This is a genomic window from Lacibacter sp. H375 (assembly GCF_037892425.1).
Classification (GTDB): domain Bacteria; phylum Bacteroidota; class Bacteroidia; order Chitinophagales; family Chitinophagaceae; genus Lacibacter.
On record NZ_JBBKTT010000001.1, the window covers coordinates 2,193,850 to 2,205,927 of the forward strand.

9 protein-coding genes are annotated in these 12,078 nt (G+C 40.9%); 5 read left to right on the forward strand and 4 right to left on the reverse strand.

Annotation, left to right across the window (positions count from 1 at the left end; translation table 11 throughout):
- Positions 1-4 precede the first annotated feature (4 nt).
- Complete coding sequence (gene sov, locus WG954_RS09615) at positions 5-7,285, forward strand: T9SS outer membrane translocon Sov/SprA (RefSeq protein ID WP_340435883.1); 7,281 nt, start codon at positions 5-7, stop codon at positions 7,283-7,285.
- Between the two features lie 94 nt (positions 7,286-7,379).
- Here sov and WG954_RS09620 read toward each other — a convergent pair whose 3' ends face one another.
- Complete coding sequence (locus WG954_RS09620) at positions 7,380-7,658, reverse strand: GNAT family N-acetyltransferase (RefSeq protein ID WP_340435885.1); 279 nt, start codon at positions 7,656-7,658, stop codon at positions 7,380-7,382.
- Positions 7,659-7,839: 181 nt separating this feature from the next.
- Here WG954_RS09620 and WG954_RS09625 point away from each other — a divergent pair, with 181 nt between their 5' ends.
- From WG954_RS09625 to WG954_RS09635, 3 genes are all read left to right on the forward strand, one after another.
- On the forward strand, positions 7,840-8,655 hold the full coding sequence (locus tag WG954_RS09625) for an enoyl-ACP reductase FabI (protein WP_340435888.1): 816 nt from the start codon (positions 7,840-7,842) through the stop codon (positions 8,653-8,655).
- A gap of 111 nt (positions 8,656-8,766) precedes the next feature.
- Positions 8,767-9,036: an SWEET family sugar transporter gene (locus WG954_RS09630; protein WP_340435890.1), complete on the forward strand. Its 270-nt coding sequence runs from the start codon at positions 8,767-8,769 to the stop codon at positions 9,034-9,036.
- A 2-nt stretch (positions 9,037-9,038) separates the two neighbouring features.
- The gene (locus WG954_RS09635; RefSeq protein WP_340435893.1) at positions 9,039-9,428 is read left to right on the forward strand and encodes a VOC family protein; all 390 of its coding nucleotides are present in this window, start codon (positions 9,039-9,041) and stop codon (positions 9,426-9,428) included.
- Positions 9,429-9,603: 175 nt separating this feature from the next.
- On the opposite strand, the gene WG954_RS09640 is transcribed toward WG954_RS09635, so the two are convergent.
- On the reverse strand, positions 9,604-9,825 hold the full coding sequence (locus tag WG954_RS09640) for a DUF2795 domain-containing protein (RefSeq protein ID WP_129130154.1): 222 nt from the start codon (positions 9,823-9,825) through the stop codon (positions 9,604-9,606).
- Between the two features lie 156 nt (positions 9,826-9,981).
- Here WG954_RS09640 and WG954_RS09645 point away from each other — a divergent pair, with 156 nt between their 5' ends.
- Positions 9,982-10,644 carry an ABC transporter ATP-binding protein gene (locus WG954_RS09645; protein ID WP_340435895.1) on the forward strand — a complete coding sequence of 221 codons (663 nt, stop codon included), beginning with the start codon at positions 9,982-9,984 and terminating at the stop codon, positions 10,642-10,644.
- A 66-nt stretch (positions 10,645-10,710) separates the two neighbouring features.
- Here WG954_RS09645 and WG954_RS09650 read toward each other — a convergent pair whose 3' ends face one another.
- A complete protein-coding gene (locus WG954_RS09650; RefSeq protein WP_324228245.1) occupies positions 10,711-11,271 on the reverse strand; it encodes a cob(I)yrinic acid a,c-diamide adenosyltransferase in 561 nt (186 codons plus the stop codon).
- A 100-nt stretch (positions 11,272-11,371) separates the two neighbouring features.
- On the reverse strand, positions 11,372-12,073 hold the full coding sequence (locus WG954_RS09655; protein ID WP_340435897.1) for an ABC transporter ATP-binding protein: 702 nt from the start codon (positions 12,071-12,073) through the stop codon (positions 11,372-11,374).
- Positions 12,074-12,078 lie beyond the last annotated feature (5 nt).

Sequence of the window (12,078 nt, forward strand, 5' to 3'; positions counted from 1 at the left end):
CCTGATGCAACGCACCATATCTGGAATTGCCCTCCTGACCATTGTACTGACCTGCTTCACATTGGTGAGTTACAGCGGTATTCCTTTGCCACAAACACCGTTAAGAGATACAACTCCTGAATTACGTTTTCCATTAACCGATCGAAGAGGTGATGCTTTTACAGAACCAAACCGCAATACATTTGATCTGCAACGTCCATCAAATATTAAAGATTCGATTGCTTACGATCCGGTAACGAAAAGATATTTCATCTATGAAAAGGTAGGGCGCAGCTGGTATCGTAAACCAAGCTATCTCACTTTCGAAGAAATGCTGGCTTATAAAAGCAGGCAGGATGAACGTGATTATTTTCAACGCAGGCTCAATACTACACTAAACCTCAACCGTAAAATACTTGATCCCAAACTACAGGTAAGACCGGGTTTCTTTAATCGTTTATTCAGTAATACAGGTATTCCAAAAGTTGAGATCCGTCCGCAGGGTGATGTAACATTAACTGCCGGTTATATCGGTCAGAACATCAAAAACCCAACCTTGCCTGAACGTGCCAGAAAGAATGGTGGTTTTGATTTTGATATGAATGCCAATTTCGGTTTGAATGCCAAGATCGGCGATAAACTTAATTTCCCAGTTACCTACAATACACTCGCCAATTTCCAATTCGAAAATCAATTGAAGCTGGATTATGTTGGCAACACCGACGCCATCATCAAACGTATTGAAGCCGGTAATATCCAGTTTCCCGCACGTGGTTCATTAATGCCGGGTGCATCTGCATTGTTTGGTTTGAAAACAGAATTGCAGTTTGGCAAGTTGTATGTTACAGCTGTACTCGCCAATCAAAATTCAAACCGTCAACAGGTGCAGTTGGCTGGTGGTACAGGTTTGCAACAGTTCCAGGTAAAGGCTGATGAATACGAAGAGAACCGTCACTTCTTACTCGCACAATATTTTAAGAACAACTATAACAAGAACATGAAGAATATTCCGGCTGTTACAACACCGGTTCAAATTCTTCGTATGGAAGTATGGGTAACCAACCGCACAGGTTCAACAACAGAAAACAGGAACGTTGTTGCGTTGATGGATCTTGGTGAATCAAAGCCATTCAACCCGAATATTTTTTCACTCACTTCGTCTGAGCTTCCGCAAAATGGAGCGAACGATCTTTACCAACGTATGGTGAATGATCCCGCAACAAGAGATGCGGCTTTGATCACAAACCGTTTGCAAAGTTTTGGTTTAACTGCGGTGCAGGATTTCGAACGCACATTTGCACGTAAGCTTCGTCCGGAAGAATATTACTTCAACCCACAGATAGGGTTTATTTCACTCAACACCATTCTGCAACCCGATGAAGTGTTGGGTGTGGCTTTTCAATACACCGTGAATGGTAAAGTATACCAGGTGGGTGAATTCTCGAATGATGTTACGCCCGATACAACTGCGAATAACAGTGGTACACAAAAAGTGCTTTTTCTGAAAATGTTGAAGGCAACATCACAACGTCCGTTGTTGCCGATCTGGGATTTGATGATGAAGAACGTTTACTCAGTTGGCTACGGACAACTTGAACGTAGAGATTTTAAACTCAACATTCTTTACCAGGAACCGGGCGGTGGAGAAAAAAGATATATTCCTGAAGGCGAAGAAAAAGGAAGACCAATCATTGAATTAGTAAATCTTGATCGACTAAATAATCAAAACGATCCGCAGCCGGATGGTGTGTTCGATTATATTGAAGGCTTTACCGTTAACTCGCAATTAAGTCGTGTTATCTTTCCTTTACTTGAACCGTTTGGCAAAGACCTTGAATACATTTTCCGTGGAGTTGATTCAAACGAACTGCGGCAGAAATATTTATTCTATCCTTTGTACGATTCAATTAAATGGGTTGCGCAGCAATCGCCACAATTGAATCGTTATATATTCCGTGGTGCATCACGCAGTGCAGGTGGCGGTGGCGATATTCCGTTGGGTGCATTTAATGTGCCGCAAGGATCGGTTACTGTTTCTGCAGGTGGACAAACCTTGAGAGAAAATGTTGATTACACAGTTGATTATAATCTCGGTACTGTAAAGATCATCAACCAGGCAATTGTAAACTCAGGTGTGCCTATTAATGTTGGGTTTGAAAACAACGCTACGTTCGGTATGCAGAACCGAAACTTCATGGCGCTGCGTTTAGATTACAAAGCCATCGAACGTCAAAACAAACAACTGAATATCGGCGCAGCAGTAATGCGTTTGGGCGAGCGACCTTTCTTCACTAAAATGAATTATGGCGATGATCCAATCCGCAATACCATGATCGGTGCTGATGTAAACTATCGCAGCGACTGGAAACGAATGACAAAGTGGTTGGATGGATTGCCGTTCTATTCTACACGACAATTATCAAACATTAATGTATACGGTGAAGCAGCACAGATTATTCCAAGTACAGCAAAACAAATACGTCCGGAGAAAGGTGGTGGAGGTTTAATTTATATTGATGACTTTGAAGGAACACGCAACGGTATTGATCTTCGTTTTCCATTTATAGCCTGGTCACTTGCATCAACACCATTTAAAGCTCAAGATCGTTTTGGTGTGGAATTATTTCCTGAAGCATCATTGAATGATGATCTGCAATATGGTTATAACAGAGCAAAACTTGCATGGTATAATATTGAACCGGTATTGCAACAACGTCGTGATCCTAACAATCCGATTGGTGGTAACCTTACTGAACTATCTGATCCACGTGTGCGTTTTGTAAACCGCCAGGAAATATTTCCGCAGGTAACACCTGATCTTGGTCAAAACCAATTGATCACGTTTGATATGGCCTTTTATCCAACACAAAGAGGTCCATATAATTTTGATGCACGAAGCGGAAGTGTCAATCCTTCAAATGGTAAATTATTAAATCCAAGAAACAGGTGGGGTGGTATCATGCGTGCCATTGATCAAATTGATTTCGAAACAAACAATATTGAGTTTATTGAAATGTGGGTACAGGATCCGTTTATCCTTAATCCTACAAGTACCGGTGGACAGATGTATTTCAACCTCGGTAACATTTCAGAAGATATCTTAAAGGATGGACGCCGTTTTTATGAAAATGGTTTGAGCACAACACAAACACCGGCACGTGAAGATTTCAGTAACTGGGCAAGAGTACCACGCAACCCTATCCAGATTGCACAGGCCTTCAGCAATATTGTTGAAGAACGTCCGCAACAGGATGTTGGTTTAGATGGAAGAGCAGACAGTGCAGAGGTTCGTGTATTCAGCAGTTTCTTAAGTCAATATCAAACAAATATTGGTGGCGGCGCTGCATACCAGGCTTTACTTGCTGATCCGAGTACAGATAATTACAAACACTTCCGTGTTGATCAACCGGATAATGCCACCATCCTCAACCGTTATAAAGATTATAATAATCCGCAAGGAAACAGTCCGGTTGCAAACAACGATATTCAGTACACGTCAGCTTCTACTTTGTATCCAGACAATGAAGATCTCAACCGTGATAATACATTGAATGAAGTGGAAGAATATTTCCAGTATCATTTAGAGTTACGTCCGAAAGATGATCCGTTAATGCAAGTTGGTCAGAATTATATTGCTGATAGAAGAGAAGTAGATATTAAACTGGCTGATGGTAATTCACGTAAAGAAACATGGTTCCTCTTCCGAATACCAGTTAAAGAATATGAGCAGAAGGTGGGCAATATTCCCGACTTCAAATCGATCCGTTTTATGCGTATGTTCATGACGGGTTTTGATGATTCTCTTGTTGTACGTTTTGGTAAACTGGAACTGGTGCGTAACATGTGGCGTTCTTATCAATTTGATCTTGATACAACAGGGCAATACAAACCATTACAAAACCAAGGTCTCACTTCATTTAATGTTACAGCTGTTAACGTTGAAGAAAATGACAACCGTGTTCCGGTGAATTATGTAATACCTCCTGGAATTGAACGTGTACAGCAATTAAGTAATAATGGCGTAAACCTCTTGCAAAATGAATCATCACTCAGTATGCAGGTATGCGATCTGCAGGATGGCGACAGCCGTGCTGTATTTAAAACACTCAATCATGATCTGCGTCAATACAAACGTGTGCGTATGTTTATGCACGCAGAATCAAGAGGCAAAACGGATAACCTGAAAGATGGTGAAGCAATTGCTGTGATCCGTTTTGGTACCGACTTCATCAATAACTATTATGAAGTGCGCATGCCATTGAAAGTAACAAAATGGGGAACATACCCTCGTCCGGGTAATGGGCCAAACGATACAAGTGCAGTATGGCCGGGAGCAAATCAATTTGATCTGAGCCTGGAAGAATTGGTTCGTTTCAAATTGCGCCGAACAGGAGGTGTGAATTCAGTTTATTCTGAAGACAGGGGTAATGGTGTTCGTTGGGCAGTAATGGGGAATCCGAATCTTGGTGAAGTAAAAGGATTCTTAGTTGGTGTGGAGAATAACCGCAACGATGCTAATTCAACTGTATGTGCCGAAGTGTGGGTGAATGAATTACGTTTAAGTGGTTTGGATGAAAAAGGTGGTTGGGCGGGGACAGGACGAGTGGATATTCAGCTCGCTGATCTTGGAACAGTTTCTATTTCCGGTTCTGCACGCAGTGCAGGATTTGGTACCATTGAACAAAGAGTGAATGAACGCAGCCGTGAATTCTTCTACCAGTTTGATGTGGCCACACAATTGCAACTTGGAAAATTATTACCTAAAAAAACAGGTCTTGAAATTCCGTTCTATGCCAGCTATTCGCAAACGGTAATGAATCCTGAATACGATCCATATGATCAGGATATAAAATTCAAAGACAAACTGAAAACAGTAACGAATAAAGATTCGGTTAAAAATATTGCACAGGATTTTTCTGCGATCACAACGGTGAACGTGAGCAATATGCGGAAAAATAAAACCAATGGTAAGCCTGCGAAAATTTATGATGTTTCGAATTTTGATGTGAGCTATTCTTACACCAAAACTGAAAAGCGAAATCCGCTTATTGAAAATGATGTGATCGAAAAGCATTATGGTGGCCTGGGTTATAATTATGCACCACAGCCGAAGTTTATTGAGCCATTTAAAAAGCTCATCAAGTATCGTAGTCCATGGTGGAATATCGTTAAGGATTTTAACTTTAATTACAGGCCAAGCCTGTTGAGTTTCCGTGCAGATATCAATCGCCAATTTGGTGCAGTGCGTGCAAGAGAAGTAACGATTCCGGGTGTGGCACCAAGTCCGTTTAAAATTCCCGAGACCTACGATAAATATTTCGTGTTTGATCGTGTGTACAATATGCGTTGGGATATTACCAGATCGATCAATATTGATTTCAGTGCAACAAACAATGCACGTGTGGATGAACCATTTGGCCGCATCAATACAAAAGAGAAGAAAGACAGTATTCGTAAGAACCTGCTGAAAGGTGGACGTAACACAATCTATCGTCAAACAGCAAATGCATCTTATAATTTGCCATTAGCAAAAATTCCAGCGTTGGATTGGACAACTGCACGATTCAATTATAACACTACTTACAACTGGATCGGTGCCTCACGTTTGGCAGTGAATCTTGGTAACACCATTGAGAACTCGCAAACAAGAGTATTTACAGGTCAGCTTGATTTTGTAAGGTTATACCAGAAATCAAAATTCCTGCGATCACTTGAAACAGAGAAAGATCCAAATGCAAAACCAACACTTACTTCACCAAATATTAAATTCAATCCAAAAGATACCGTTGGTAAGAGTAAAAAATATGTGGCAAAATTATTCCGCCGCTTAAACAGGTTGGAAGCGAAGAAAGATAAGAGTCTCAATTTTGAGCCAAGCGGAGCTGCAAGATTCTTTGGCCAGATACTAACTTCAGTAAAAAGTATCAATCTTAATTACAACGAATCATTTAACTCACGTTTACCGGGTTATACCGACAGTACACAAATCCTTGGTCAGAACTGGGGTACACGTGCACCAAGTCTTGCTTATGTTTTCGGTAAACAACCTGATGACCGCTGGCTCGATGAGGCTGCAAGAAAAGGATGGGTTACACGTGATACCAATTTCAACTTCCTCTTCCAGCAGAGCTACAGGCAGGAGTTGAAAGCTGAAGCAACAGTTGAACCATTCCGTGATTTCACGATTGACTTTAATCTTACACGTTCGTTCAGTAAAAACTATTCGCAACTGTTTAAGGATACAACAGGTAACGGCACTTTCGGTCATTTAAGTCCGCTAGCAAGCGGTGGTTTTGATATCAGTTTTATTTCTTATCAAACCATGTTCAGGAAATTCTCGGCAACAACACCGGGTCAATCTTTCCTGCAGTTTGAACAGAACAGGCAGATATTATCCGAACGTTTGGGTAAGGCAAATCCTTATAATGGTGGCCAGGTTAATCCTGATGGTTATTACAAAGGTTATGGCCGTTACGCACAGGATGTATTGGTGCCGGCGTTTATTGCAGCGTATACCGACCAGGATCCGTTGAAAGTTGGTTTGCTTGATCAGAAGAACCGTCGTGTGAGTGATAATCCGTTCAAACGTTATTTGCCAAAACCTAACTGGCGTTTAACGTATAATGGTTTGTCGAGAATTCCCGGGCTTGATCAGATATTTACCAACTTCAGTATTACACATGGCTATACCAGTAACCTGAGCATGAACAATTTTACATCTGCTCTTTTATATGCTGATGATTTTGGATTAGGTTATCCATCGTTCATCGATACTATTTCAAACAACTTTGTTCCATTCTTCATTGTACCTAACCTTACCATCAGTGAACGTTTTTCTCCATTGATCGGTATTGATGTGCAGATGACGAATCAATTAAACTTTAAAGTTGATTATGGCCGCAGTCGTACCATCAGTTTAAGTTTGATCGATTTCCAGGTGAGTGAAGTTAGGAGTGTTGAAATTACAGTTGGTGCAGGCTGGCGTAAACGTGGACTGAAGTTGCCGTTTAAAGTTCCGTTTACAAAGAACGATTCAAAAACATTATCAAACGATCTCAGTTTCCGTTTTGATATGACCTATCGTGATAACGCAACATCAAATAATATTCTTGATCAGCGTAACACCATCCCAACTGGTGGACAAAAAATTCTATCAATCAATCCATCGATTGATTATGTACTCAACAACCGTGTAAGGTTACGTTTGTTCTTTGAACAAACAAGGGTGATAGGTTATATAGCTACACCGCCACCGGTTGTAAATACGAGAGCTGGCTTGCAAATCAATATTAGTTTAGCACAGTAATTAAAAAATTTTTTAGTCAAAAAATGCCGTTGCAAACGCAACGGCATTTTTGTTTTCTGACAGAATACTTTATTTCTGTTGTTGACGATAAAGATCAAAGCACATCATTGTATTCAGGTGTTTTTTTGAATACGCTGCTTGCAAAAGGACACAGCGGCATAATTTTAAGACCTTTCGCTCTTGCAAATTCCACTGCTTTTGCTACTAATTGTTTGCCTGCACCTTTGCCGGCAAGTTTATCGCTCACTTCGGTATGATCAATAATGAACTTGCTCTCGCCTGCCCATACATAAGTCATTTCGGCAAGGCGTTCGCCATCCTGTTCAATATAAAATGCGCCTTTCTTACCATCGTCTGTTTGTTGAATTTCCATAAGGCGATAAAATTAAGTAAAGTTGTTATCAGAAATCACATCTGCATTTATGAAGTTGCTCTACTTGTGTCTTTCTCCGTGTACCTTGTTTCTTGTGCCTTGAGGAGGTGCTTGGTACTTCTAACTTTGTACATCCTACAATTGCCTCATCTTCCTTACTTTTGACCCCAAATCAATAGTTATGAGTCATCAATTACTGAAAGGGAAAAAGGGCATCATCTTCGGTGCTTTGGATGAAAAGTCGATTGCCTGGAAAACGGCGTTGAAATGTTATGAAGAAGGAGCACAGATCGTTTTGACCAATGCGCCTGTTGCGTTGCGGATGGGCGAGATCAATAAACTGGCTGAAGCCTGTGGTAATGCACCGGTGATTGGAGCTGATGTAACAAATATGGATGACCTGAAGAATCTCTTTGAAAAATCAATGGAGTATTTCGGTGGCAAGGTTGATTTTGTGCTGCATTCAATTGGTATGAGCCTGAACGTTCGCAAGGGTAAACATTATACAGAACTCAATTACGAGTGGAATACAAAAACACTTGATATTTCTGCAATGAGTCTGCACCGTGTGTTACGCACAGCTTGGGATATGGACGCCATCAACGAATGGGGTAGTGTAGTTGCTCTCACTTATATTGCTGCACAACGTGTGTTTCCTGATTATAATGAAATGGCTGATGCAAAATCATTGCTTGAAAGTATTACCCGCAGCTTTGGCTATCATTATGCTGTTAAGAACAAGGTGCGTGTGAACACTATTTCACAATCGCCTACAAAAACAACTGCAGGTAGTGGCGTAAAAGGATTTGATGGGTTCATTAACTATGCAGAAAAAATGAGTCCGCTGGGTAATGCCACTGCAGAAGATTGTGCAAATTATATTGCTGTGATGTTCAGCGATCTTACCCGTTATGTAACGATGCAGAATCTTTTCCATGATGGTGGTTTCAGCTTTACCGGCGTAACGGCTGAAGTTATTGAGCAGATGGAAAAATAATCTTAGATACGAAGTACATGGTTCGAATGTGCTTCTTACTTAGATATTGGAAATTGTCAGGAAGTTGACAGGTAATTACCTGTCAACTTTTTAAGTTTAAAAACAGATACAATGGATCCTTTTTTGGTTAAGGCTGTTGGCCTCGTTGCATCTATTCTCAGCAGCGCCACATTTGTACCGCAGGTATATAAAGCATGGCGAACAAAAAGTGTGGGCGATCTGAGTATTTACACCATCCTCATTGTAACCACCAGTACGGTGGTGTGGCTCGTATATGGAATCTTTAATGATCCGCTGCTGGTGCCTGTGGTATTATGTAACGGGTTTATTTTTTTACTCTCGTTAGTTTTGTTGTATTTCAAATTTACGTTTAAAAAATAGTCATGTATATCGAGCATCTTGCTATCTGGGTAAAGGATCTTGAGTTGATGAAAGAGTTCTATTGCCGTTACTTTCATGCAACATCGAATAACAAATACATTAATGAGAAAAAACAATTTCAATCGTATTTTCTTTCATTTGATGGCGGGCCAAGATTAGAATTAATGCAGATGCCAACTGTTCCTGATTCAAAGGATAATGTGTACGATCAGTTTACAGGCTTTATTCATTTTGCTGTTTCGCTTGGAAGTAAAGAGAAGGTTGATGCAATGACTGAGCGTTTCCGTGCAGATGGATATGAAGTAATTGATGAACCACGCACCACAGGGGATGGTTATTATGAAAGTGTAATTCTTGACCCGGAGAAAAACAGGATTGAGTTGACTGTTTGATGCATGTTCACCAGCAAGGTGACGGACATCATCATTTACAAATATTGCTATGCTTGTACTGTCTCCCTTTAGGTGATCGAATAAAATTTGCTCAAGGTAAAAAAACAAACCCCGCCGTTGAGGCAGGGTTCAATGTTTTTAGCTAGTAGCTTTTAATGTGCAGCTTACAGCTTACTTAGTATTCATCTTCATTAAAGAAGAAGTCTTCCTGGCTTGGATAATCAGGCCAGATGTCGTCAATGCTTTCGTAAATTTCGCCCTCGTCGTCTAACTCCTGCAAATTCTCTACTACTTCAATGGGTGCCCCACTGCGGATCGAATAATCAATCAATTCATCCTTGGTAGCAGGCCAGGGAGCGTCTTCGAGGTACGAGGCTAATTCAAGTGTCCAGAACATAAGGAAAACCCTTTAATTTTCCGCAAAAGTAACTTTCCTGCTGAAATAACCAAATCTGCTTTGTTAAGTGTGTGTATAAACCTGGCCGATGAATTTTTAGCAGCAGTTTGGCACAACGGTTCAATACCTTAGGTTTGTAAAACGGAGAAGAAACAAATGCTTACTTGTAAACAGATAACCAAACGATACGGCAGCCTGGAAGTGTTGAAGGGCGTGGATTTGCAGATCAGCAAAGGCGAAATTGTGAGCCTGGTTGGGAGCAGTGGTGCGGGCAAAAGCACGTTGCTGCACATACTCGGCACACTGGATGAAGCCGATGGCGGGCAGGTTTGGCTGAATAATGTACAGGTGAATCAGTTAAAAGGAGATGAGCTGGCTGGTTTCCGCAACCGGCATATTGGTTTTGTATTCCAGTTCCATCATTTGTTGCCTGAGTTTACCGCTTTGGAAAATGTTTGCATTCCCGGATGGCTGGGTGCGAAAAAGAAAAAAGAAGTGGAAACAAGGGCCATTGAATTGTTGAAGATGCTCGGTCTTTCAGATCGTATGCAGAACAAACCTTCTGAATTAAGCGGTGGTGAACAGCAACGTGTGGCGGTTGCACGTGCCTTGATCAATAATCCCGATATTATTATGGCTGATGAGCCAACCGGTAACTTAGACAGTACACATGCCCGTGAGTTGCATCAATTATTCTTTGATCTGCGGAAGCAGTTCAATCAAACATTCCTGATCGTTACACATAACGAAGAGTTAGCAGCGCAATGCGACAGAACGGTGCATATGAAGGATGGAAGAATTATTTCTAGTACGAATTGAAAAACTATTGAATAGTTGTAGTGTTGTTGAGTTTCTGACTTCTAACCTCGTATTTCGTACTTGTCTTCAAACTCTCGGCTTCCACGGAATTTCTTCAACTCCTAACTGATGACCGGTGTAACGGGCCAATACAAACAAATAATCACTGAGGCGGTTGATGTATTTAATCACAAGGGGTTCAACAAACATTTCTTCCTGCTGCATGTGAACGCATAAACGTTCGCAACGGCGGCATACACAACGGGCAACATGCATGGTGCTTACAGATACATGTCCGCCGGGTAAAACAAAAAACTTCATCGGCGGAATGGCATCATTCATCTTATCCATTTCTTTTTCCAGTAAGACAACATCTTTTTCCTTCAGATCAGGAATTTTCATTTTGGGTTCTTTCTCCGGATCACAAGCCAATGAAGAACCAATGGTAAACAAACGATCCTGTATTTCTTTCAGCACTGCTTTTGTATGTACATCGGCTACATGATCAGTAACCAAACCGATATAGGAGTTCAATTCATCAACAGTGCCATAGGTTTCAATGCGTATATGGCTTTTCGGCACTTTAGTACCACCAATTAAACTTGTTTTACCGAGGTCGCCTGTTTTGGTATAGATCTTATGTGCCATAATTCATCAAATTGAAGTGCTAACAAAAGTAGAACGCAAAAGGTTGTAAATAAAAATGGAGAGTTACAAAACTCTCCACATTTCTATATCGTTGAACAACTCATTTTAAAAGTAACTCTTCCCGTTTTTTATCGCTTTCAATTAATCCATCACGCAAACGCACAACACGTTTAGCATAGCTTGCAATATCTTCTTCATGCGTTACCAGTACAACTGTATTACCGAGTTTATGAATATCAGTGATCAAACCCATGATCTCAACCGATGTTTTTGAATCGAGGTTACCTGTAGGTTCATCCGCCAGAATAATGGATGGTCTGTTCACCAGTGCACGTGCAATGGCAACACGTTGTATCTGTCCACCGCTTAATTCATTTGGTTTGTGATGCGATCTGTCGGCCAGGCTTACTTTTTCCAGCATTTCCAATGCACGCTCTGTTCGTTCCTTTTTTGATACACCTGCATAAATAAGCGGCAACGCTACATTTTCCAAAGCGCTTAAACGTGGTAAGAGGTTAAACTGTTGAAATACGAAACCAATTTCCTGGTTACGTATTTCGGCCAATTCATTATCATTCATCTTGCTCACATCATTGCCATTCAAAACATATTTACCATCGGTTAGGGTATCAAGGCAACCAAGAATATTCATCAAGGTACTTTTACCGGAACCTGATGGCCCCATCAAGGCTACAAATTCATTTTTATTAATGTCAAGATCAATACCTTTTAAAACGGGAAGTTCCTGTTTGCCGAGGTAATAACTTTTACGGAGTTGCTCCAGGTGAATAACAGATTGCATGCGAT